The organism is Roseburia sp. AF25-13LB, assembly GCF_003478915.1.
GTDB classification, from domain to species: Bacteria; Bacillota; Clostridia; order Lachnospirales; family Lachnospiraceae; genus Roseburia_C; species Roseburia_C amylophila.
This window is the reverse complement of sequence record NZ_QUFO01000010.1, coordinates 72,498-96,868: the sequence shown is the minus strand read 5'-3', so window position 1 is coordinate 96,868 and position 24,371 is coordinate 72,498. Positions and strand designations below refer to the sequence as shown.

At 41.8% G+C, this 24,371-nt stretch carries 25 protein-coding genes; 22 read left to right on the top strand and 3 right to left on the bottom strand.

The window, feature by feature from the left end; genetic code table 11:
- Nucleotides 1–12: 12 nt before the first annotated feature.
- From DWY37_RS13060 to DWY37_RS12980, 17 genes are all read left to right on the top strand, one after another.
- Nucleotides 13–729 carry an NAD-dependent protein deacylase gene (locus DWY37_RS13060; RefSeq protein WP_022244270.1) on the top strand — a complete coding sequence of 239 codons (717 nt, stop codon included), beginning with the start codon at nucleotides 13–15 and terminating at the stop codon, nucleotides 727–729.
- Between the two features lie 58 nt (nucleotides 730–787).
- Entirely contained in the window at nucleotides 788–1,003 is a 216-nt protein-coding gene (locus tag DWY37_RS13055) for a DUF951 domain-containing protein (protein ID WP_117842265.1), read from the top strand.
- Nucleotides 1,004–1,127: 124 nt separating this feature from the next.
- Nucleotides 1,128–1,418, top strand: a complete 291-nt coding sequence (gene rpsF / locus DWY37_RS13050) for a 30S ribosomal protein S6 (protein WP_022244268.1) — start codon at nucleotides 1,128–1,130, stop codon at nucleotides 1,416–1,418.
- A gap of 23 nt (nucleotides 1,419–1,441) precedes the next feature.
- Nucleotides 1,442–1,882, top strand: a complete 441-nt coding sequence (locus DWY37_RS13045) for a single-stranded DNA-binding protein (protein ID WP_022244267.1) — start codon at nucleotides 1,442–1,444, stop codon at nucleotides 1,880–1,882.
- A gap of 20 nt (nucleotides 1,883–1,902) precedes the next feature.
- Nucleotides 1,903–2,166: a 30S ribosomal protein S18 gene (gene rpsR, locus DWY37_RS13040; protein WP_022244266.1), complete on the top strand. Its 264-nt coding sequence runs from the start codon at nucleotides 1,903–1,905 to the stop codon at nucleotides 2,164–2,166.
- Between the two features lie 281 nt (nucleotides 2,167–2,447).
- A complete protein-coding gene (locus DWY37_RS13035) occupies nucleotides 2,448–3,092 on the top strand; it encodes a hypothetical protein (protein ID WP_117842264.1) in 645 nt (214 codons plus the stop codon).
- Between the two features lie 329 nt (nucleotides 3,093–3,421).
- On the top strand, nucleotides 3,422–3,670 hold the full coding sequence (locus DWY37_RS13030) for a hypothetical protein (protein ID WP_147343689.1): 249 nt from the start codon (nucleotides 3,422–3,424) through the stop codon (nucleotides 3,668–3,670).
- A gap of 169 nt (nucleotides 3,671–3,839) precedes the next feature.
- A complete protein-coding gene (locus DWY37_RS13025) occupies nucleotides 3,840–4,787 on the top strand; it encodes a substrate-binding domain-containing protein (RefSeq protein ID WP_118541159.1) in 948 nt (315 codons plus the stop codon).
- Between the two features lie 29 nt (nucleotides 4,788–4,816).
- A complete protein-coding gene (pstC, locus tag DWY37_RS13020; protein WP_117697926.1) occupies nucleotides 4,817–5,671 on the top strand; it encodes a phosphate ABC transporter permease subunit PstC in 855 nt (284 codons plus the stop codon).
- A complete protein-coding gene (gene pstA, locus DWY37_RS13015) occupies nucleotides 5,671–6,537 on the top strand; it encodes a phosphate ABC transporter permease PstA (protein ID WP_117947480.1) in 867 nt (288 codons plus the stop codon). Before pstC ends, pstA begins: the two co-directional genes overlap by 1 nt.
- Nucleotides 6,534–7,292 (top strand): phosphate ABC transporter ATP-binding protein PstB, encoded by a 759-nt coding sequence (pstB, locus tag DWY37_RS13010; RefSeq protein WP_118541157.1) that lies wholly within the window; start codon nucleotides 6,534–6,536, stop codon nucleotides 7,290–7,292. Before pstA ends, pstB begins: the two co-directional genes overlap by 4 nt.
- A complete protein-coding gene (phoU, locus tag DWY37_RS13005) occupies nucleotides 7,293–7,937 on the top strand; it encodes a phosphate signaling complex protein PhoU (RefSeq protein ID WP_118057525.1) in 645 nt (214 codons plus the stop codon).
- 180 nt (nucleotides 7,938–8,117) lie between these two features.
- A complete protein-coding gene (locus DWY37_RS13000; RefSeq protein WP_118057526.1) occupies nucleotides 8,118–9,890 on the top strand; it encodes a Na/Pi cotransporter family protein in 1,773 nt (590 codons plus the stop codon).
- A gap of 21 nt (nucleotides 9,891–9,911) precedes the next feature.
- Nucleotides 9,912–10,586, top strand: a complete 675-nt coding sequence (locus tag DWY37_RS12995; RefSeq protein WP_022244252.1) for a response regulator transcription factor — start codon at nucleotides 9,912–9,914, stop codon at nucleotides 10,584–10,586.
- A gap of 8 nt (nucleotides 10,587–10,594) precedes the next feature.
- A complete protein-coding gene (locus tag DWY37_RS12990; RefSeq protein WP_118541155.1) occupies nucleotides 10,595–11,917 on the top strand; it encodes a sensor histidine kinase in 1,323 nt (440 codons plus the stop codon).
- A 218-nt stretch (nucleotides 11,918–12,135) separates the two neighbouring features.
- Nucleotides 12,136–12,720 carry a manganese efflux pump MntP gene (locus DWY37_RS12985; RefSeq protein WP_118541153.1) on the top strand — a complete coding sequence of 195 codons (585 nt, stop codon included), beginning with the start codon at nucleotides 12,136–12,138 and terminating at the stop codon, nucleotides 12,718–12,720.
- Between the two features lie 18 nt (nucleotides 12,721–12,738).
- Nucleotides 12,739–13,707, top strand: coding sequence for a calcium/sodium antiporter (locus tag DWY37_RS12980; protein WP_117697919.1), 969 nt, complete (start codon nucleotides 12,739–12,741; stop codon nucleotides 13,705–13,707).
- 110 nt (nucleotides 13,708–13,817) lie between these two features.
- Here the strand turns inward: DWY37_RS12980 and DWY37_RS12975 are convergent, their stop codons facing one another.
- A complete protein-coding gene (locus DWY37_RS12975; RefSeq protein ID WP_118541151.1) occupies nucleotides 13,818–15,059 on the bottom strand; it encodes a hypothetical protein in 1,242 nt (413 codons plus the stop codon).
- 529 nt (nucleotides 15,060–15,588) lie between these two features.
- On the opposite strand from DWY37_RS12975, the gene DWY37_RS12965 reads away from it, so the two are divergent.
- From DWY37_RS12965 to metG, 5 genes are all read left to right on the top strand, one after another.
- Nucleotides 15,589–15,954: a zinc ribbon domain-containing protein gene (locus DWY37_RS12965; protein WP_022244247.1), complete on the top strand. Its 366-nt coding sequence runs from the start codon at nucleotides 15,589–15,591 to the stop codon at nucleotides 15,952–15,954.
- Nucleotides 15,955–16,077: 123 nt separating this feature from the next.
- Complete coding sequence (locus tag DWY37_RS12960; RefSeq protein ID WP_118541147.1) at nucleotides 16,078–17,280, top strand: BMP family ABC transporter substrate-binding protein; 1,203 nt, start codon at nucleotides 16,078–16,080, stop codon at nucleotides 17,278–17,280.
- A gap of 10 nt (nucleotides 17,281–17,290) precedes the next feature.
- Nucleotides 17,291–18,994: a methyl-accepting chemotaxis protein gene (locus DWY37_RS12955; RefSeq protein ID WP_117947486.1), complete on the top strand. Its 1,704-nt coding sequence runs from the start codon at nucleotides 17,291–17,293 to the stop codon at nucleotides 18,992–18,994.
- Nucleotides 18,995–19,099: 105 nt separating this feature from the next.
- Nucleotides 19,100–19,282, top strand: a complete 183-nt coding sequence (locus DWY37_RS12950; RefSeq protein ID WP_227701260.1) for a hypothetical protein — start codon at nucleotides 19,100–19,102, stop codon at nucleotides 19,280–19,282.
- Between the two features lie 663 nt (nucleotides 19,283–19,945).
- Nucleotides 19,946–21,955: a methionine--tRNA ligase gene (metG, locus tag DWY37_RS12945; RefSeq protein ID WP_118541145.1), complete on the top strand. Its 2,010-nt coding sequence runs from the start codon at nucleotides 19,946–19,948 to the stop codon at nucleotides 21,953–21,955.
- A 75-nt stretch (nucleotides 21,956–22,030) separates the two neighbouring features.
- Here the strand turns inward: metG and DWY37_RS12940 are convergent, their stop codons facing one another.
- Nucleotides 22,031–23,206, bottom strand: a complete 1,176-nt coding sequence (locus tag DWY37_RS12940) for an ABC transporter permease (RefSeq protein WP_118541143.1) — start codon at nucleotides 23,204–23,206, stop codon at nucleotides 22,031–22,033.
- Nucleotides 23,193–24,362, bottom strand: coding sequence for an ABC transporter permease (locus DWY37_RS12935; protein WP_118544549.1), 1,170 nt, complete (start codon nucleotides 24,360–24,362; stop codon nucleotides 23,193–23,195). Before DWY37_RS12935 ends, DWY37_RS12940 begins: the two co-directional genes overlap by 14 nt.
- Nucleotides 24,363–24,371: the final 9 nt, after the last annotated feature.

Below are 24,371 nucleotides of genomic sequence, written 5' to 3'. Positions count from 1 at the left end.
GGAGGCAGCAGAATGGATGGTATCGAGACATTAAAGCAATGGGTCATGGACTCAGATAATATTGTATTCTTTGGAGGTGCAGGTGTATCTACGGAGAGCGGCATTCCGGATTTCAGGAGTGTGGACGGACTTTATAACCAGAAATACGATTATCCGCCGGAAACCATCTTAAGCCACAGCTTTTATATGCGTAAAAAAGAAGAATTTTACCGATTCTACCGGGATAAAATGCTGTGCCTGGATGCAAAGCCTAATGCAGCGCATAAGAAATTGGCAGAGCTTGAGGCAGCCGGTAAGTTAAAGGCGGTTGTGACGCAGAATATTGATGGACTGCATCAGGCGGCCGGCAGCAAAAAGGTATTAGAGCTTCATGGCAGTGTCCACCGGAACTACTGCCAGAGCTGCGGAAAGCTATTTGATGCCGAATATATTTTAAAGAGCAGTGGAATTCCAACCTGTGATGAATGCGGCGGCAGCATCAAGCCGGATGTGGTTTTATATGAGGAAGGCTTAGACCAGCAGACCTTAGAGGATGCGGTGTATTATATCAGCCATGCAGATATGCTCATCATCGGAGGTACTTCACTGGCAGTATATCCTGCAGCAGGACTTATCGATTATTACCGGGGCAATAAGCTGGTGCTGATTAATAAGTCCACCACGCCATTGGACAACCGGGCAGACTTACTGATACAGGGCAGCATCGGAGCCGTATTGTCAGAGGTCTGAAAGAGGCAGAAGAAATTACCTAATAATATAGAAGATAATCATAGAAGAAAGGGACGACATGAATAATTATCAATACGAAGTAGGCGATATTGTAAAATTAAAAAAACAGCATCCCTGTGGAAGCCAGGAGTGGGAAATTCTTCGGGTAGGAGCGGATTTCCGGTTGAAATGCATGGGTTGTGACCATCAGATTATGATTGCCAGAAAACTGGTGGAGAAGAATACCAAAGGTCTTCGAAAAAAAAGTGAGCAAAAAAATGAAACAGAATCGTAAGAATAATAAGAAAAACACTTGCGAAACGGGTCAGATTATGCTATCATATAGGCTCGTGATATGTAAAAATTCCTTGCTTCCCGCATAGACAGGAGGCCAGAGACCAAAAGGAGGTAAATCTAGCATGAACAAATATGAATTAGCACTTGTTGTGAATGCCAAGATCGAAGACGATGTCAGAACTGCTACAGTTGAGAGAGCAAAAGAGTATATCACTCGTGCAGGTGGAACTGTAACAGAAGTAGAAGAGTGGGGTAAGAAGAAATTAGCTTACGACATTCAGAAAATGAGCGACGGCTTCTACTATTTCATCCAGTTCGAGGCAGAATCATCTGTTCCGGCAGAAGTAGAGCAGAATGTTCGTATTATGGACAACGTACTTCGTTTCTTATGCGTTAGAAAAGACGAGGCATAAATAGAAGAGAAGGAGAAAGTGGTATGAATAAAGTTATACTTATGGGACGTTTAACAAGAGACCCGGAGGTTCGTTACTCCAGCGGAGATAACCAGATGGCAATCGCAAGATATTCACTGGCTGTAGACCGCAGAGGCAGACGTGAAGGGAATGATGGGCAGACCGCTGATTTTATCAACTGCGTGGCATTTGGAAGAGCAGGAGAGTTTGCTGAGAAATATTTCCATAAAGGAATTAAGGTACTTGTAACAGGTCGTATCCAGACCGGAAGTTACACCAACAAAGACGGTCAGAAAGTATATACCACTGATGTCATAATAGAAGAGCAGGAATTTGCTGAGAGTAAATCAGCATCCGACAATGCAGGCGGTTTTGCACCGGCTGACAGACCTTCACCAAGCAGTGCAGGCGATGGATTTATGAATATCCCTGACGGAATTGATGAGGAATTACCATTTAACTAAATCAATAGGAGGTAATAGCCATGGCTTTCAATAAGACAGACAGAGATGGTGCGCCAATGAGAAGAAGAGGCGGAATGCACAGAAGAAAGAAAGTTTGTGTTTTCTGTGGAAAAGACAACACCATCGATTATAAAGATGTAAATAAGTTAAAAAGATATATCTCTGAGAGAGGAAAAATTCTTCCAAGAAGAATCACAGGAAACTGTGCAAAACATCAGAGAGCTTTGACAGTTGCTATCAAGAGAGCACGTCATATCGCAATTATGCCATACGTTCAGGATTAATTCTGAAACCGGCAGGTACACAACGTATACAAAAGGACGATTCGAAAGAATCGTCCTTTTTGTACTTTACAGGAAATTGCTTTCCTGTAAAGTACAAACCGCTCCGCGAGGATGTACCTTGGCACATTCTTTGTTCCATGTAGCGAGAAAATCGCATGCTTGCATACAGATTTAAAACCAGAGAAGTAAAATCGGTTGCGAAATAGAATAAGGTATGGTATATTATTCCATGTAACTGCGTTAATGCGCTAAAGAACAATGAATGTAAGGGAGAAATTATCATGAAAACATTGAAGAAAGCATTAGTAACTGGTTTAGTTGCCGTAATGATGGTAGTAAACCTGGCTGGCTGTGGAAAATTTGATGCAGCAGCTTATGTAGAGTCCTGTCTGGATCTTTTAACAAAAGGAGAGACAGAGCAGTACATGAAAATGACCGGCCGTAGCAAAGAGCAGGCAGAATCTGATTACGAATCTAACATCGATGCTATGATGACAGAGATGGATCAGTTCAACTTATCTGATGAGTTAAGCAACAGCTATCGTCAGCTTTTTAAAGATGTATATGCAAAAGCAAAATACACCGTAAAAGATGCTGAGAAGATGGACGACAAAGACGGATATTATGTAACTGTTGAAATTGAGCAGATGACAGGTCTTTTCAACGGAATCCAGGAAGAACTTATGACAGAGTTCACAGAGTGGGCAAATTCCTTTGATGCAGATGCTTATCCAACAGAGGATGAAATGTATGAACAGATGTATCAGATGATGTATGATCTTATGAGTGCAAGAGTAGACAGCATCACATATAATGATCCACAGGAAGTTGTTGTAGAAGTGATTGGAGAAGACAACGTATACAGCATTTCTGATGGAAGCATGACAGAGCTTGATGAAGCATTATTAGATGTAGCAACAGAGTAATTAAAATCAGAAATCATTATTAATAAGAAGAAGGCAGGTAATTGCAAAAGCAGTTACCTGCCTTCTTCTTATTAATAATTTTATAAATGTTTTACTTGTTTTCTTTAAGGGCATTTGTTACAATCAACACAAAGCATATATTCTAATTTTCGAATGGCAAAAGCCAATCTAAATTTCTGGTATCAATTCAATGAAAATTCTATGCTTTTAAATTCTAATTACAATTAATGAACGCATAGTGCATTGGATAGGCGGAATTTCAGAATCGAAAATGAGATATGCAGTCCTGCTTTTCCGTGCATTATGGGAAAAGGAGGAAACATGAAAACTTGAAAAAGTTACATCGGATGGTAACGGCAGTTAAGCGGGATGGAGAGGTAGGTCTTGCATATATGAAGAGTTTTGAGAGAGAAGAGCGGATTCGGAAACAGGGCGAAGCAGAAGGAAAAGCAGAGGAAATCATACGTCTTGGTCGCCGATTTGAAAAATCCAAAGATGAGATAGTGGAATTATTAAAGGAAGAATTAGGCGTAAAAGAAGAAAATGCACTGGAAATTTTAGAAATGTATGATAAATAAAGAAGAACTACATTAAAATATTGAAAGCAGGCATATCATAGTTTTGATATACCTGCTTTTTTACATACAATTTACAAAACCATAGCTTTGTATTTTACGTTCCCCCGTTATGATAACAATTGTCACGAAGACGAGAAAAGAAAGAACAAATCATTTTGGAGGAAAGAAAATGAAAAAGAAATTATTATCCGTAATGCTGGTAGGAGCATTAGCAATCAGCGCATTAACAGGATGTGGAAACAAAGAAACCGCATCAGATGACAGCCAGAAGACAGGCACAACAACAGAGGCAGACCGCAGCAGTGATGCAGCAGATACATCAGATTTTGATACCAGTGAAATGATCAATGTACAGTCCAGAGAAGATGGTTCCGGTACAAGAGGAGCATTCATCGAGCTGTTCGGTATCGAAGAGAAAGATGCAGATGGAAATAAAATTGACAACACAACAGAGGAAGCAAACATCACAAACAGTACAGAAGTAATGCTTACATCTGTAGCAGGTGATGAATATGCAATCGGTTATGTATCACTTGGTTCTTTAAATGATACCGTAAAGGCATTAAAGATTGACGGAGCAGAAGCAACTGCAGAAAATATCAAAGCCGGTACATACAAAATCGCAAGACCATTTAATATCGCAACGAAAGGTGATGCAACAGGACTTGCAGCAGATTTCATCAACTACATCATGAGTGATGAAGGACAGAAAGTAATCGAAGACAATGGTTATATTTCACAGGGAAGCAACGGAGCATTTACATCGGATGGTTCTACCGGAAAAATCGTAGTAGCTGGTTCTTCTTCTGTAACACCTGTAATGGAGAAATTAATTGAAGCATACAAAGCAATCAACAAAGATGCAGAAATCGAACTTCAGGAATCTGATTCTACAACAGGTATGACAGCAGCAATGGAAGGAACCTGTGATATCGGAATGGCTTCCAGAGAATTAAAAGAAAGCGAAACAGAAGGTGGACTTACCGCACAGGTAATTGCAATGGATGGTATCGCAGTAGTAGTAAACAACAGTAACCCAATGGATGAGATGAGTTCAGATAATGTAAAGGATATCTTCACAGGTGCAGTAACAACCTGGGATGAAGTTGCAAAATAAATCTGCAAGTAGGATAAGGTAAGAACAGTATGAATAATTTCAAAGAAAAAGCAATGAAAATAGTATTCTTACTTACAGCCAGTTTCTCCATACTGGCTGTTGCCTTAATCTGCGTTTTCCTTTTTGCAAATGGAATACCGGCAATCAAAGAAATCGGATTGCCGGACTTTCTGCTAGGTACAAAATGGAAACCGGGAAATAACCTCTATGGAATCTTCCCGATGATTTTAGGCAGTATCTATGTAACCGCCGGAGCAATTGTGGTGGGAGTACCAATTGGGATCTTAATGGCAATCTTTATGGCAAGATTTTGCCCGAAGAAGCTTCACAGCTTCTTAAAGCCGATGGTAGACCTGTTAGCAGGAATCCCGTCCATCGTATATGGATTCTTTGGCCTGGTAGTCATAGTACCATTTGTAAGAGAACATTTTAAAGGAAACGGAAACAGTATATTTACCGCATCGATCCTTCTTGGAATCATGATACTTCCAACCATAATCAGTGTATCGGAAGCTGCAATCCGTGCAGTGCCGGAGCATTATTATGAAGGAGCACTGGCACTTGGTGCAACCCATGAGCGGAGTGTTTTTAAAACCGTGGTTCCGGCAGCCAAATCAGGAATTATGGCAGCAGTCATCTTAGGAATCGGCCGTGCCATTGGTGAGACCATGGCGGTTATGATGGTAGTAGGTAACCAGGCGCGTATTCCGAACAGTATATTTAAGGGTGTACGTACCCTGACAACAAATATCGTAATCGAAATGGGTTATGCAACGGACCTGCACCGTGAGGCATTGATTGCAACCGGCGTTGTACTGTTTGTATTTATCCTTATTATCAATCTGGTATTTTCAATTGTAAAAGGAAAGGCGGATAAAGAATAATGACAAAATTCAAAGATAAAATGAATTCTTATAAAAAGCATCCGGGTTCCTTCCTTTTATTACTGCTGGTAGTAGCAGCGGCAATTATAACAGTAGCAGTATTACTTTATCTGGTGGCGTACATATTGATTCACGGTGTGCCATATTTAAAACCAGGTCTTTTCGCACTGGAATATAATTCGGATAACGTATCCATGCTTCCAGCAATGATAAATACATTGGAAATGACGCTGTTTTCCCTGCTTTTTGCAGTGCCGCTTGGAATCGGAGCCGCAGTTTATCTGGTGGAATATGCACCGAAGGGAAGTAAACTGGTTAAAGTAGTCAGAATTACGGCAGAGACCTTAACGGGTATCCCTTCTATTATTTACGGTCTGTTTGGTATGTTATTTTTCGTAACTTATCTGCACTGGGGTTATTCCATGTTAGCCGGTGCGGCAACCCTTGCCATTATGGTATTGCCGGTTATCATGCGAACCACAGAAGAAGCATTACTCTGTGTACCGGATACCTACCGGGAAGGAAGCTTTGGATTGGGAGCCGGAAGACTTCGTACGGTATTCCGTATCGTTCTTCCATCTGCAATGCCGGGAATCCTATCCGGAATCATCCTGGCAGTAGGGCGAATTGTAGGAGAGACCGCAGCACTGATTTATACTGCAGGAACGGTAGCAGACCTTGCACCGAACCTGATGGCATCCGGACGAACTTTGGCCGTTCATATGTATTCACTTTCCAGAGAGGGCTTACATACCAATGAAGCTTATGCAACCGGCGTAGTCCTTCTGGTCATTGTATTACTGATAAATGGTGTATCAACGTTGATAGCCGGGAAATTCACGAAAGGAGATGGAGAAGTAAAATGAGTGAGCAGGCAAAATTTTCTGTCAAAGGACTTGACTTATATTACGGAGACTTCCACGCATTAAAAGATGTGAATCTTGATATCAATGCAAAAGAGATAACTGCATTTATCGGACCATCCGGTTGTGGAAAGTCAACATTTTTAAAAACATTAAACAGAATGAATGATTTGGTAGAGGGCTGTAAGATTACCGGAGACGTAAGATTAGACGGTGAAAATATATACAGCGGCATGGATGTCAGCCAGCTTAGAAAGCGTGTGGGAATGGTATTCCAGAAGCCAAATCCATTTCCGATGAGTATCTATGACAACATTGCATACGGTCCGAGAACCCACGGTATCCACAACAAAGCCAAATTAAATGAAATCGTGGAGACATCCCTGCGTCAGGCAGCTATCTGGGATGAAGTAAAGGATCGTCTGCATAAGAGTGCATTGGGAATGTCCGGTGGACAGCAGCAGAGACTTTGTATTGCAAGAGCACTGGCAGTACAGCCGGAAGTAATCCTGATGGATGAGCCGACTTCTGCACTGGATCCGATTTCCACTTCCAAAATTGAGGATCTGGTAATCGAATTAAAAAAAGATTATACCATTATTATGGTAACCCACAATATGCAGCAGGCAACCCGAGTATCGGATAAAACCGTATTTTTCTTATTGGGAGAGATTATCGAGAGTGGAGATACCGAAAAATTATTCTCCGTTCCAACAGACAAACGGACAGAAGATTATATTACAGGGAGGTTCGGTTAAATGCGTAATCGTTTTGACAGACAGCTAGAACAGTTAAACAATGAATTAATCCAGATGGGAAGCATGATAGAGCATGCCATTGAAATGGCAGTTTCTGCCCTGGTAAACCAGGATACGGAAAAAGCCAAGGAAGCAATGGCATATGATGTGGAAATCGACCATCAGGAGCGTGATATTGAATCCTTATGCATGAAGCTTTTATTGCAGCAACAGCCGGTGGCAAGAGATTTGCGCCTGATTTCTGCAGCATTAAAAATGATTACCGATATGGAGCGAATCGGTGACCATGCCGGTGATATTTCCGAGATGACACTGCTGATGTCTGATGAACCGTATATCATCAGCCCGGAAGAGATTCAGGGTATGGCAAAGGAAACCACAGACATGGTTATCAAGAGCATTGATGCTTTTGTAAAACGCGATATGGAGCTGGCAAAGAAAGTAATCGCACAGGATGATATTGTGGATGACCTTTTCATGAAAGTAAAACAGGATTTAATCCAGATGATCAATAAAAGTGCAGAAAATGGCGAGCAGGCAGCAGATATTCTTATGGTAGCCAAGTATTTTGAGCGAATCGGAGATCATGCGACCAATATTGCGGAGTGGGTCATCTATTCTATTACGGGAAGTCATATTGACTAAAAATTCTTAGACAAAAGAGAAAAAATAAGTACATTTTTTACACTGCTTATACATAATTCTTACAAACTGATAAAATATCCTTGCAAAAAGTCTCTAAAGTGTATATGGTGTATATGTAAGACGAAAAATATGTAAAAAATTGAAAAGTCTATGCATATTACCATGCATAAGGAGGACAAAATGGATATTTTTGGAATACTGACACTGATTGGAGGATTGGCCCTGTTCCTGTATGGAATGGATGTTATGGGAGCTGGGCTGGAGAAAGTATCAGGAGGCAAGTTAGAACGGATACTGGAGAAATTAACTTCCAATCCGCTGAAAGGTGTATTATTAGGAGCCGGAGTAACTGCTGTTATTCAGTCATCTTCAGCAACTACCGTAATGGTAGTTGGTTTTGTAAATTCCGGAATTATGAAACTTTCCCAGGCAATTGGTATTATCATGGGTGCCAATATCGGTACAACGGTAACATCTTGGCTCTTAAGTCTGACCGGAATAGATAGTGGAAATGTATGGATTAATCTCTTAAAACCATCTTCTTTTACACCGGTTCTTGCGATGATAGGTATTGTTTTAATGATGACCGGAAAGAAAAGCAAGAAAGCTGATGTAGGGGAGATTTTATTAGGCTTTGCAGTATTGATGACCGGAATGGAAAGTATGAGCGGAGCAGTAAAACCGTTGGCTGATGTTCCTGAATTTACCAATATACTGACTATGTTCCATAATCCAATTTTAGGAATTCTGGTAGGAGCACTTCTGACAGCGGTGATTCAGAGCTCGTCCGCATCTGTAGGTATACTGCAGGCACTGTCTGTAACAGGAGCATTTACTTATGGCTCAGTTATTCCAATTATTTTAGGACAGAATATCGGAACCTGTGTTACAGCTATGATTTCTTCTGTTGGAGCAAACCGGAATGCAAAGCGAACTGCTTTTGTGCATCTGTATTTTAATATTATTGGTACCGTATTGTTTCTGACATTATATAGTATTTTGAATGCAGTTATTCATTTTCCGTTTGCAAATGATACAGTTGGTGTAGCAGGAATTGCACTGATTCACAGTATCTTTAATATGTTTGCAACTGTAGTTTTATTCCCGTTTACAAAAGGACTGGAGAAGCTGGCATATCTGACACTTCCGATTACAGAAGAGGAAAAGAGCAAGACGGGAGTACAGGAGTTTCCATTATTAGACGACCGTTTTCTTGCAACACCATCCTTTGCCATTGAGCAGTGCCACAGTATGTCCATTGAGATGGCGAACCTGTCCAAGGATTCCTTCTTAGAAGCAATCGGACTTTTGGAGAATTATACACAGGAAGTAGCAGATGACATTATCGCAAAGGAAAATCTCGTAGATAAATACGAAGACAAGCTGCGTGCTTATCTGACCAAGTTAAGCAGTCAGAATCTGACCTATGCAGACAGCCAGAATGTATCTACGCTGTTACATTGTATTACAGATTTTGAACGTATTTCGGATCATGCAGCGAATATCGTAGATTCCATTATCGAGATGAAAAAGAAGGAGCTGGTTTTCTCTAAGAAAGCAGAGGAAGAAATGCATGTATTTGGAAAAGCAGTAGAAGACATTCTCTGCCGTACCATGACTGCATACACTGCCGATGATGAAGAGCTGGCTAAGACCGTAGAACCATTAGAGCAGGTTATTGATGAATTAAATAAAGCAATTAAGAAACGACATATCAAACGTCTCCGGAAAGGAAAATGTTCTATCGAGTTAGGACTGGTGCTGGCAGATATCGTTACCAACTATGAGCGTGTATCTGACCATTGTTCCAACATTGCAGTCTGCCTGATCCAGGAACAGGATAAAGATGTAGAAGAGCATGACCTGACGGCACATATGGATGAAGAAGACAATAGAAAATTTGCAGAGCAGATAAAAGAATATACAGAAAAATACGCTTTGCCGGAAAAATAAAAAAGCCGGGAGGAAAATGCAATGGCACTTATTTATATCGTAGAAGATGATATAAACATACGGGAAATCGAACGTTATGCACTAAAAAACAGTGGATTTGAAGTAGAGGAATTTGATAACGGAAAAGATTTCTTCCAGAGAGTGTCAGAGCAGGCACCATCCCTGATGCTGTTAGATATTATGCTGCCGGGAGAGGATGGACTGGAAATTTTAGGCCGTGTCCGGAAAAATCCGGCAACAGAAAAGACTCCTGTGATTATGGTAACGGCAAAGACCACAGAGATTGATAAAGTCCGTGGACTGGATATGGGTGCAGATGATTATATCAGTAAGCCTTTTGGCGTTATGGAGCTGATTTCCAGAGTGAAAGCATTACTCCGCCGCACCGAAAAGGAAGATGATGGTGATACATTAGCCTGTGGAAGCATAGAGATTGATAATAAGCGTCACAGCGTAACCGTTCAGGGAGAAACCTGTGAGCTTACTTTTAAAGAATTTGAACTATTAAAATATCTTATGATAAACCAGGGCATTGTATTATCCCGTGACAAGCTGATGAATCAGGTCTGGGGATTTGAATACGAAGGAGAAAGCCGTACTGTAGATATGCACATAAAGACGCTCCGGCATAAGCTTGGCGATGGCGGGCAACAGATTAAAACCGTCCGCAATGTGGGCTATGTGATGGAGCCGTAGGAGCATTCATGAAGAAAAAAATAAATATACGATTTATTATGATAGCAGCGCTTGCCATTGTGGTCACAGCGCTGTCTGCTATGTTAGTGTATTATAATATTTTAAAAGAGCAGGTATTTGGAGATTTGAAAGCCTACGCCCATGTGATAGAGCTTTTGAATATAGATGACCTTGCAGCAGGAATAGAAAAAGACCCGTATAATCCCATCGATGATGACCTTCGAATCACATTGATTGGAGCAGAAGGGGAAGTATTATATGAAAGTCTGTTAAATAAGGATGAGATGGACAATCATAATGAACGCCCGGAAATTATTGAAGCAAGGGAAAAAGGCGAAGGCGAAGCCATCCGTTACTCGGCCACTTCCGGAACCCATACCTTTTACTATGCGGAGCGTTTACAGAATGGAAATGTGCTTCGAATCGGAAGGGATTCCGTCAGTGTAAACCGTATTATGGTAAATACTTTAGTGATTGTACTGGTAATTGCACTTTGTATCCTCTTTGTCTGTATGGGAATTTCCCATTATCTGACGAAGAAGCTGGTAGAGCCTATCGAGAAGCTGGCAACGAATATTATGCTGGTGGATGAAAATAATGTATATGAAGAAATCCGGCCTTTTGTGAATACTATTAAGGAGCAGCACGTCAATATTATCAATAATGCGCAGCTTCGCCAGGAATTTACCGCGAACGTATCCCATGAATTAAAGACACCGCTGACGGCAATTTCCGGTTATGCGGAGTTAATCGGAAACGGAATGACCGGTAAAGAGGATACCATCCGTTTCTCTAATGAGATACATTCCAATGCCAACCGGCTGTTAAGCCTGATTAATGATATTATAAAGCTTTCCGAACTGGATGAAGCAGACCACCAGATGGAAATGGAAAGAATCGACCTTTATAAACTGGCAGAGAACTGTGTGCAGATGATGCAGGTGACAGCAGAGAAGCAGGGAATCAGGCTGACGTTGCAGGGAGAAAGCACCATGGCCATGGCAAACAAGGGACTGATGGATGAAGTCTTTTATAATCTTTGCAGCAATGCCATCCGCTATAATAAGCCAGGCGGAAGTGTCACAGTAACGGTAGGAACAAAGGATGAGCGTCCGTTCTTAAGTGTAGCGGATACCGGAATCGGAATTCCAAAGGAATGCCAGGAACGTGTATTTGAGCGGTTTTACCGGGTAGATAAGAGCCGTTCGAAATCCACCGGCGGAACAGGACTTGGACTTGCCATTGTAAAGCATATTGTGGCACAGCATAATGCTGCCCTTCACTTGGACAGTGAGCTGGATGAGGGAACCACCATAGAAATTGTATTTTAGGAAGAACAAGAATGGAAAGAATTGACATAAATTATCATTTAGCGTATATTTGAATAACAATCCGTGAGGGAGTAGTTCGCGTGAATACGTGATTTGTCAACAACCTCGGTCTGATGAAGGCCTGGCAAATCTTAATGAATGAGACTCATGTATGCAGCACAGGATAACTGCATACATGCAGTCTCATTTTAAATATACTATCGGAGGAAATTGTGTTTATGGTAATGTTCTTTACACTCTTACTGATGGGAGCAGGTCTTTCGATGGATGCTTTTGCAGTGTCTATTTGTAAGGGACTTTCCATGCGGAAGGTAAACAAAAAGCAATGTCTTGTAATTGGCTTATTCTTCGGAGGATTCCAGGCACTGATGCCATTTATTGGCTGGGTACTGGGAAGCCAGTTTGAACAGTATATTACAAGCATTGACCACTGGATTGCATTTATCCTGTTAGGATTTATCGGTGGAAAAATGGTAGTGGAAGCAATCCGGGAAAAGGATGAAGCAGTAGAAGTCGGGAAAATGGACTCGCCACTGGATTTAAAAGAGATGTTTATTCTGGCAATCGCAACCAGCATTGATGCCCTTGCCGTTGGAATCACATTTGCATTTCTGCAGGTGCCAATCGTTGAGGCAGTTTCCATCATCGGGATTACGACCTTTGTGATTTCTGTCATTGGTGTGTATGTAGGAAACTTCTTTGGAAACAGATATAAGAAGAAGGCGGAATTGGCTGGCGGTATAATTCTTATCTTAATCGGACTTAAGATTTTGCTGGAGCATCTTGGAATTTTGGCATTTTAAAAGAAGGAGGAACATAATATGACAACAATCTGGACATATGTATTACTGGTAGTTGGTTTTGTACTGTTAATTAAAGGAGCAGATTTCTTTGTAGAAGGAAGCTCGGGAATTGCAAAGAAATTAAAGGTGCCATCGTTGATTATCGGACTTACGATAGTGGCAATGGGAACGTCCCTGCCGGAATGTGCCGTCAGTGTGGCAGCATCTATTTCCGGAAACAATGCCCTGGCAGTCAGTAATGTAGTTGGCTCAAATATCTTTAACCTGATGGTGGTTTGTGGCTTCTGTGCCGTAATTACACCGCTTGCAGTAGGAAAAAAGACCTTAAAGCAGGAATTTCCGTTTTCTGTGCTTATGGCAGCCCTGCTTTTAGTGCTGGGTTACATTGGAATGAGCGTTGGCAGAATAGATGGTGTGATTTTATTGATTTTCTTTGCTCTCTTCATGTTCTGGATGGTGCGTTCTGCATTAAAGGCAAGAACAGCAGGAATTACAACAGATGCTTCCGAGGAAGCAGATGAGATTGAACGCGCAAAGCCAATCCCGGTATGGCTCTGTCTTGTATACATTGTGGGTGGAGCAGCAGCCATTGCATTTGGTGGCGACATGGTAGTAGACAGTGCGTCTGCTATTGCAGCAGCATTTGGTTTGAGCCAGAATTTAATCGGGCTTACGATAGTAGCAATGGGAACGTCATTACCGGAGCTGGTAACCTCTATTGTGGCAGCCCGTAAAAATGAAGTAGATATGGCTTTGGGAAATGTCATTGGTTCTAATATTTTCAATATCCTTTTTGTTCTTGGTATTGCCGCAGCCATAAGTCCGGTCGCCTTTATCATGGAAAATGTGATTGATATTGTAATCTTAATTGCAATGAGCATAATGGTACTGCTGTTTGCCTGGAGCAGGCAGAAAATAAACCGCATTGAAGGAGCAATTATGCTGCTTTCCTATGCGGGATATATGGTCTATATCTGTATGAGATAATATATTTGATAAGAAATAAGAAGCCCGTTTTTGTGGGCTTCTTATTGTGTTATGCGCGCAGCAAAAATATCTGTAAGAAGCTGCCGGTGGCAGATACTGCAGGATGCTGACTAATTTTCCGATTCTTCTAACTGGGAAAGTACATTGTTAAGCTGGAAGGTGGAGCTGTCTATCAGGTCCGGAATGGAACCTAAGTATTCCAGATGAAAGCCGGCATAGCGGAAGAAATAGGTTGTTCTTAATCCATCATCCGGGATGGCAAGCTCGATATATTCATCTGTTGTATCAAGGTCAATGAGATAATATTCATTTGTTATATCGGAGGCAGCACTGCGGGACAGTGTAAAGTCGCCATTATAAAGCATTTCAGAATAATCTGTTCCATCTACCGTCAGGGTAGAAGAAAGCATTCCCGTTTCTTCGTTGTAAGTGGTGTCATAGTAGACGGCATCCATTTCTCCGTTTCCATCCATATCTGCAGAAACAGCAGACCCCATTAAAGCGTTCAACTGAAAATTACCGGTGTAATGATATTCAGCCTTCAGGGCATTCAGCTGCTGATAAGGAACGGAAAATAAAAGTGTATCGGAATAAGACGGTGTAATAGCACCATGATTGGCGATAAAGGTAATACCGCCTTTGGTAAAATACCAGTTGCCATCCCTCAGTACATGTTTTAAAAGGTTCGAAGATACATCGGAGCCGTCATGTTTGGCAAGCTGGCTGATTTTGCCGTAGTTCGGTAACAAAAGCTGCTGGTTAATAAAAGAAAGTGCACTGTTTATCAGGGCATTGGAATCTGTAGCAATATCAGAAAGAGTAAGTGTTTTGCCATTTTCCAGATCATAATTAAACCCACCATAAGCAGCACTGTGGGTCTCCTCACTGGTAAATTCTTTTCTGGTACTCTCAAAAGAGATAATCCGGCTGTCCTGTCTGGTACAGGAAAAATCCTCATCTAAGTGATAGGCGGAAAAGGAATCCGGTGACTCAGCAAAAGAAATTCTTGCGGAAAGCAGACTTTCTAATCGGGCATCCTGGAAAGCATCCAGTTCTTCGTTTAAAGATTGTGTAATGGTTTTGGAAATCTTCGGATGACCGTCTATGGTCACCATGGGTTTCTGATAGGAGGTATATAATAAAACAGTAGATAAATCATCGGCATGATAAGTCTCTGTTTTGGAATTAAATGTTATTGTTACCGGGTCATTCCGGGACTGTTCTGTTGACTCTTCTGTAGCGTCCGGCTGTTCACTGCCGGAATCCGTCTGTACAGAAGACTGTTTCTTCCCACCACATCCGCAAAAGACCAGGGTGGCAATACAAATCAGGGCAATAAATCTTTGCTTCATAGATATCTCCTTGTGGTTCGCATTCGTACCTAGAGTATAGCACATTTTATCTGGAAAAATCTTTAAAAAAGAATGAAGTTTTCCGGGGAAAGCGTTAGGGGGTGAAAGAAGCGTAATGTCCGTGCTGTTCAGTGAGTCCGAATGCGACATAAGGGCGGCAAGGGGCACTAAGAATTTCGAAGGGATATGAGATTGACTGGCAACCGGCGTAAATTCACATCCATGTTCATCTGCGCCTCACCGGCACGTCCCTGTGCCGGCGTTGCCTGGCACTATCCGAAATTCCAAGTGCCCCTAGCTGCTCTTATCATGCATCTGCACTTTGCTGAACAACACGGACATTTGGCATTCCAAGTGCCCCTTGCCGCCCTTTTATCGCGTCCGGACCCGGTAAACGGTGCAGACATCCGTTTGACCAAAATTTTATTCTTTTTTAAAATTCGCCCAATTGAAAAGCAATATCAAGAGGTATATAATCAGGTAAAGTGCGGACGCACAGGGGAATATAGTAAGAAAAGGAGGATACACAATGGATTTTTTTGACCGCATGGGAGAGAAACTGGTAACTGCAGGAAAGGATGTCACACAGAAGGCAAAGGATTTATCCGGAACTGCAAAGTTAAACTTTGACATCAAGGCAAAAGAGGATTTTATTGAAAAGCAGTATGCACAGATTGGAAAGCTTTATTATGAAGACCACAAGGAAGAAGCAGATGGTGCATATGGACAGCAGATGCAGGCAATTGCAGAGGCATTTGCAGCAATTGACCATATGAAAGAGGAAGTATTAAAGATTAAAGGAGCGCGTCAGTGCCCGCAGTGTGGCGCTACTGTGCCGGAGGACACAGAGTTCTGTGGAAAATGTGGAGCAAAACTGAATATCTTTGAAGATTAGTGGACAACCTACCCATTTGTTTTGAGAAAATCATACCAATGGGTAGGTTGTTTTATAAAATAACATAAGATATAATAAATGGTATACCAATATAAATGAGAAGGGCAGGGAGGTGCAGTATTTATGAAGAAACGAATGATAAAGCTGACCGGAGTCATGTTACTGATTGCCAGCTTTGTTTTTGGCGGATGTGGGAAGAGTTCGCAGCTAGATGATTATGCTACCAATGAAGACAGCGATGGTGTAGAAGAAAGTTCTGAAGCAGTGGCGTCGGATACATCGGAGAATACCGGGGGAATACCAAAAGATGAGATTAAGGTAGGGGTTCTTCATTTGTCTGATCCGGCTGAGGGAAGTGGCTATACCTATACCCATGACCTTGGTATTCAGGGAATGCAGCAGAACTTAAATCTTTCCGATGACCAGATTGTGCGTAAAATTAATATTTCGGATACTGATGCAGATGCAACCAGAGCAGCAATACAGGAATGCATTGACGAAGGATGTAATATTATTTTCACCACGAGCTGGGGTTATATGGAGACCACCGCAGAGATGGCAGAAGAATATCCGGATATTTATTTTTCCCATGGAACCGGATATATGAGCAATGGAAAGAATTTCAATAATTATTTTGGAAGAATTTATCAGGCACGTTACTTGAGCGGAATCGTGGCGGGCATGAATACAAAGTCCGATAAAATCGGTTATGTGGCAGCGATGGATTCAACTAATTCAGAGGTAACCGGCGGAATTGATGCATTTGCAATGGGAATTTATTCTGTCAATCAGAATGCAAAGGTCTATGTAAAAGTTACAAACAGCTGGTTTGATCCGGACGGAGAGAAGGCGGCAGCAGAGACGCTTCTTAACATGGGCTGTGATGTAATTGCACAGCATTGTGATACAGAATATCCGCAGACATTGGCACAGGAAAAAGGTGTTTATAGTATCGGTTATAATTCTGATATGAGTAAAAATGCACCGGAGGCTTGTCTTTGCAGTGTTATCTGGAACTGGAGTGCCTATTATACATCAGCAGTGCAGAGTGTTATCGACGGAACCTGGGATGGCAGCAATTATTATGGAGGAATGAATGAGAACCTGGTAGGACTTACGTCGCTTGCTGATTTCTGCGCAGATGGAACTACGGAGAAAGTTGAAGAGGCAAAGGCAGCAATCCTTTCCGGGGAAAATGGCGTGTTTGATGGTGTAATTGAGACCAATACCGGAGAAACCGTAGGAAAAGAAGGAAAAACATTAGATGATGCGACAATTACCGGAGGAATAGACTGGTATTTTAAGACGGTTGAAGTGGTAGAGTAGGGGGATGCAAATGAATCTAAAGAAAAAAATTCTGGCAATTACAATTGGACCGGTATTGATATTAGGAATTATCACCATACTATTTACCGTAACCATGGTAAAGAATTCCATGATGGATGAGACAAAGGATGCATTAAAGGGAACCGCTGCCGCAACGTTGGCAGCATATGACCAGAATACCGGAGATTATCTTGAGACCAGCAATGGGGACATCTGGAAGGGAAGTTACAATATTTCCAAATCAGAGAATCTGGTAGACCGGATTAAAGATAATACCGGAATGGATGTAACTTTTTTCTATGGAGATAAACGAATCATGACTTCAGCAACGGATGAGAATGGAAATCGTATCTTAAAATCCAAAGCAGGAGATGTCATTGTAGAAAAAGTATTAAATGGTGGAGAAGAATATTTTAGTGAAGCAGTATCTATAGAAGGAACTTTAAATTATGGTTATTTTATGCCGGTATATCAGAATGGCTCCGATACAGATATTGTGGGAATGGTATTCGTAGGAACCAATAAGCAGGATAAAGATGCTGTTGTAATGCGGCTTTTAGGATCGATTGTGGCAGCGGTGGTGGCAATTATGCTGGTCTGCCTGATTGTCAGCACGAAGCTGGCAAGCACTATCAGCAGGAATATCAGAACCAGTATTAAAACGGTGGAGAAGATTGCAGCAGGCGATTTGAATGTACAGGTGAATAATAAGCTGCTTAAGAGTAAGGATGAAATCGGAGACCTTTCCAGAGTTACGATTACCCTGCGTGATGCGATGCAGCGGACAACACTTGAAATCAATCAGAATGTGCAGAAGTTGTTAGAGGCATCTTCTCTGCTTGGAACAGCGGCCGATAATACCAATGGAACCATGAATAAGGTGCGCACAGCCGTAAACCGTATTGTAGAAAATTCTACGGAGCAGGCAGAGAATTCAAAGAGTACCTCAGAACATATGCGGCTGATGGGAGATAATATAACAGAGACTTCTGCTGAGGTGGAGGCATTAAACAGCAATGCGGCATTTATGCATGAATCCAGTGAAAAAGCAGCGGAGACACTGGCAAATCTCCAGCGCATCAATGGCGAAGTAGAGCGGATTATTGGCGAAGTACAGGAACAGACCAACCGTACCAACGATTCTGTCCAGCAGATTTACAAAGCAACCGCATTTATCGCATCGATTGCAGAAGAGACAGATTTACTTAGTCTGAATGCATCCATAGAGGCAGCCAGAGCAGGAGAGAACGGAAAAGGATTTGCCGTAGTTGCAGAACAGATTAAGAAATTATCTGAGCAGTCTAACCAGTCCAGCAGTGAGATTGAAGAGACTGCCATGATGTTAAGTGAGGATTCCCAGAAGGCTGTAGAGATTATGCAGAAGATGCAGGAAATCATTATGAGCCAGAGTGAGAGCATGCAGGATACCCAGAAGGTGGTGGAAGAGGTTGTGGCACAGATAGCCAATTCCATGCAGAGTATCCAGCAGATTAAAGAGACCACAGAGCATCTTGCGAATGTGAGAAATGAGGTTCTGCAGGCAGTTGAGACTCTTTCTAATATAGCGCAGGACAGTGTATCCGGAACGAAAAAGACTTACGAAGATACGGAAGAGGTTGTAGATACCTTTAAGCAGGTATACATGAGCGCAGAGCAGCTTCGTGAGATTGCTGACCAGCTGGCAGGAAGCGTACAGTATTTCCATGTGGAATAAATATACAACCATAGCAATTCTAAAATTGTGAAAAAGTGCCTTTGAAATCGCAGACTGAAAAGTTTATCATAAAAAGCGAAAATATGCGGTGTCAGAGGTGAGAAAATGTATCCAATTGGAGCATATATTGTAAAATCAACAAATGGAGTATGCAAAATAAAGGACATTGTAAATCCGGATTTTGTAGCAGATTCCAACAAATTGTATTATAAAGCTAATCTATCAGAGGAAAAAGACGCGCCAGGAGCAGGGAAAGAAAACAACTACAGTAGATGGACGTTATTTTAATCTGGCAGAAAATCTTCTCTATTCTGAACTTGAATTAGTATTGCAGAAAAATAAAGATGAGATTTACCAGATGATAAAGGCAATTTGTGAAGCTTAAGGATATCGGATGGTCCGGTTGCAAAGGTTGACTTTTCAAATAAATTGTGTTAGTTTTACACCTAGATGATAAACGCAAGGAAGAAGAGAGTACATTTATCGGAATTGTACAGAGAGTTCCAATAAACCGCAAGGTTTAGCTGAGATGGAATCAAGGGCGATAGATGGAAGATGGCTTTGGAGTGGCGGGGCTGAATCCTAAGAGACAAGGCTTCGACAGGACCGCCTGTTATAGCGGGGAGTATTGCAGGATACTTCATGAGGCACATATTGTAAGGTATGTGTAAAATAGAAGTGGTAACACGGATAACACCCGTCTTCTTTCATTAGAAGACGGGATTTTTTTTCGCGAGTAGCGATGAAAATGCCGTGCTTGCACGAGCATTTGAGGAGCACCGCGAAAACCTGTGAAACGAAGTTTCTCAGGTCGCGAGTAGCGAAGCAGCTCGCAGGAACGTTTGAGAAATACCGCGAAAACCTGTGAAACGAAGTTTCTCAGGTCGCGAGTAGCGAAGCGGCTCGCAGGAACGCTTGAGGAGCACCAAAAGTATAAAAAGGAGAATGAAGATGAGCAGCAAAGGAAAGTTTTACATGACCACCGCGATTGCCTACACATCAGGTAAACCGCACATTGGAAACACTTATGAGATTGTACTGGCAGACGCAATCGCAAGATACAAGAGACTGGAAGGCTATGATGTATATTTCCAGACCGGTACCGATGAACATGGACAGAAGATTGAATTAAAGGCAGAGGAAAAAGGAATTACACCGAAGCAGTTCGTAGACGAAGTTGCCGGAGAAGTAAAGAGAATCTGGGATTTGATGAATACTTCTTATGATAATTTCGTGCGTACTACCGATGAAGACCATGAGACACAGGTTAAGAAGATTTTTAAGAAACTTTATGATAAAGGTGATATTTATAAGGGTTCCTATGAGGGACTTTATTGTACTCCATGTGAGTCTTTCTGGACAGAATCCCAGCTGGTAGATGGAAAATGTCCGGACTGTGGACGTGAAGTACAGCCGGCAAAAGAAGAAGCATATTTCTTTAAAATGAGCAAATATGCGGACCGGTTAATCGAATATATCAATGAGCATCCGGAGTTTATCCAGCCGGTATCCCGTAAGAATGAGATGATGAACAACTTTTTACTTCCGGGACTTCAGGATTTGTGCGTATCCAGAACCTCATTTTCCTGGGGAATTCCGGTAGACTTTGATCCAAAGCATGTAGTATACGTATGGCTGGATGCACTGACCAACTACATTACCAAGATTGGCTATGATGCAGATGGCAATTCTTCCGATTTATTCAAGAAGAACTGGCCGGCAGATTTACACTTAATAGGAAAAGATATCATCCGTTTCCATACCATTTACTGGCCGATTTTCTTAATGGCATTAGACCTGCCACTGCCAAAGCAGGTATTTGGACATCCATGGCTCTTACAGGGTGGCGAGAAAATGAGCAAATCCAAGGGAAATGTAATCTATGCTGATGATATGGTAGACCTCTTTGGTGTAGATGCAACCCGTTATTTCGTATTGCATGAGATGCCATTTGAAAATGATGGAATCATTACCTGGGAGCTGGTTGTAGAGCGTTTCAATTCCGACCTTGCCAACATCCTTGGAAACCTGGTAAGCCGTACCATTTCCATGAGCAATAAATATTTTGACGGTGTCGTAAAGAGCACCGGAGTCACAGAAGAAGTAGATAATGACTTGAAGGCAGTCGTAACCGGTGCAAGAGATAAGATTGCAGATAAGATGTCCGGACTTCGTGTGGCAGATGCCATTACAGAAGTATTTAACGTATTCCGCCGCTGCAACAAATATATTGATGAAACAGCACCTTGGGTACTGGCAAAGGATGAAGCAAAGAAAGACCGCTTAAGCGAAGTGCTTTATAATCTGACCGAGTCCATCGCTATCGGCGCAAGCCTTTTAGCAAGCTTTCTGCCGGAGACCGCAGAGAAAATCGCAGCGCAGCTTAATACAGGACTGCGTGGATTTGATGAGCTGAATCAGTTTGGACTTTATCCAAATGATAATAAAGTAACGGAGAAACCGGAGATTCTTTTTGCAAGATTAGACCCGAAGGAAGTAATGCCGAAGGTAGAAGCTATCCGCGCTGCCCAGAAAGCAGAATTCGAAGCAGAGCAGAAAGCATTGGGCAAAGATGTACCGGTAGAAGGTGCAGGAAGTGATGAAAATGCAAAAGTAATCGACATCGAGCCAAAAGAAGAGATTACTTATGATGATTTTATGAAAATGCAGTTCCAGGTTGGTGAAATCATCGAGTGTAAGGCAGTAGAGAAATCCAAGAAATTACTGTGTTCACAGGTAAGAATCGGAAGCCAGGTAAAACAGATTGTATCCGGTATCCGCAAACAGTACACACCGGAAGAAATGGTCGGCAAGAAAGTTATGGTATTAGTAAACTTAAAACCGGCAAAACTTGCAGGTGTATTATCTGAAGGAATGTTACTTTGCGCAGAGGATGCAAATGGAGAATTAGCACTTCTGACACCGGAAAAGGATATGCCGGCAGGAGCAGAAATCTGCTAAGTATAAGATTTTCCGATTAGCTATATAAAGAACCCCCGGAAGAACCATTGCAAATTGGTTTTTCCGGGGGTTCTATTATGCGTTGCGGCTGCGTTTCTGGTATTTGCTGGAAACCAGATAAATACAGAATATTGCGACGAAGAAGCCAAACTGGATACCGATAAAGCGCCAGTATTTCGCAGTGGTAAGTATTTCATCCGATATACCGCCTAGCATGGAATTGAGGCGGATATACCAGTAGGTTGGAAGAAAATGCGCCACAGCAAGAACACCTTTTCCCAAAAGGTATTGCGGAACGAAGATTCCGGAGAGGAAACTCAATCCCAGGGAGGCAACATTTGCAATCATACTGAGGGACTGCTGTTTGAGTGCAAAAGTACTTACAAGGAGCGTAAGTGCTATGGAAAACAGCAGAACCATGGCACTGTTTAAAAGAGAGTGGAGTCCGTTTATCGAGAACAGAGTGTCTGGTCCGTAGATAAAAAGTGCAGTCAGGATAAAGAGCAGCCATACAAAGAGACTGAATACGATACATCCTAAAGTAATCTGCGCATTTCTGGACTTTAAGGAAAGAGAGGAGCAGGAAATCCTTGCACCTAAATCTTTCTGGTTAAAGGTCATCAGAATCGGAGTCATACCAAGTAACAGCATATTAATGAGCACATAAGGAAAATACTGGAAGAAATAGGTAAGTCCAATCTGTGCACCATCCGTTTCCTTTTCTTCAAGGTTAAGAACCGTAGTATCGTTTCCTTTGGAAAGTGATTCACTGGATTTTGTTACTGCTTCGGAAAGAGAGAAGCCACCAGCCATAAATAAGCGGACACTGGAAAGATACTCAGTTACCTGCTGGTCTACAAAATAGCCATTGGAGTTGTCCTTTCGCATGGAAACCGGAAGGAAATCTCTGGCATCAGAATCAGTAAGCTGTTCTTCAAAACCTTCCGGGATGGTTAAAATATAGTCAACCTTTTGATAATAAAGGGCATCCTGTAAGGTCATAGTATCTGTATCCTTTAAAGTGACCGGATTGTGCATGGAGGAAAGATAATCACTTAAAGCGTGGCTTGCAGTGCTGTCATCCTCATCAATAATATAAATGTCTGCCTTTGTGGCAGTAAAAGAAGTTTCATGGTCGGATGCTCCGATTTTACTCATGGCAATTACAACAACGGTAAAAATAATATAGTATAAAAGCACCGAAGGAAATTTCTTCTTTGCAATTTTCAGAAAAGTTTTAAATACTTGCATATCTTTTCCTCCTTGTCAGTAAGAATCCACCCAAACAGAAGAGAGCGGAAATGCCAACCAATGTCAGAATACATTGGTAATACTGGTTTAGGTTATCCTGAATGCCCAGTGTATAGAAGGCACGGGAAATCAGGGCAGCCGGTGAAATCCGGTTGATAACCGGGCAGGTATTCTCGACAATGATCCACATATTTCCAACCATAAGCCCGCTTAAGAAGCAAAGCAGCAGACTGCCGGAGACAAGAATTCCCTGTTTCGTTCCCTCGGAAAAGGCTCCGATGGAACCTACGAAAAAGCCCATGGTAGTTCCGGTCAGACAGCCGACAAATACCGTTAGGATTGCCAGTGGGAGATGGTAGGTTAAATCAATCTTAAGCACCAGTACAATAAATGCAAAGGAAACCAGATTACAGATAAACTGGAATATCACATTGGAAAAAAGCTCTGCTATAATGACCTTCATTTTATGAACCGGAGAGATATTGCGTCTTGCACCAATGGCGGAGAGATTTCCCTGGTTATTGAGGGAAATATACAGTCCGGAAAGGCTGGTAAAGAGGCATGCCATAGCCATCAGATTGTAAAAGTACTGTGTATAAGTATTGGTATTATGTTTGTTTAAAGAAACTTCTTTGGTATAAGTAACCTGTTCAGAGAGACTTTGAAGCAGTGCTTCTAAGTTCTCCGGGTGATTTTTTGCAGTATCCGCAATGGCAGAAACCGAGGAATTGTACTGCTTTACAAATGCCTGCAAAACACTCTGATTCATGCGGACGGTATCAGAGCTGGAAGAAGAAACCGTAAGGGAAAGTGTGACTGTATCAGATGCAGAATCATTTGTATACAAAATGCCATCCACTGTCTGGTCCTTTAACAGGGAAACGGCTTTTTCTTCTGTGCAGTAGGTTGGAACAAAGAGGGCAACGCCATCTTTTAATTCCGTTTTTTCTAAAAAGGTCTTGATATTTTTTAATGCATCCGAATTATTTTCTTCTACAACAGCAATGGAAACCGGCTTTTGTATTTCGGAACTGCTGATATTGGAAAATGCTACCTTGAACATAATGCCAAGCAGAATCGGAAAAAGCAGTATCCAGAACATCTGCTCCCTATTTCTAAGGAGAATCCGGAAATGATATTTCATGATTTGAAGCATATCTTTTTC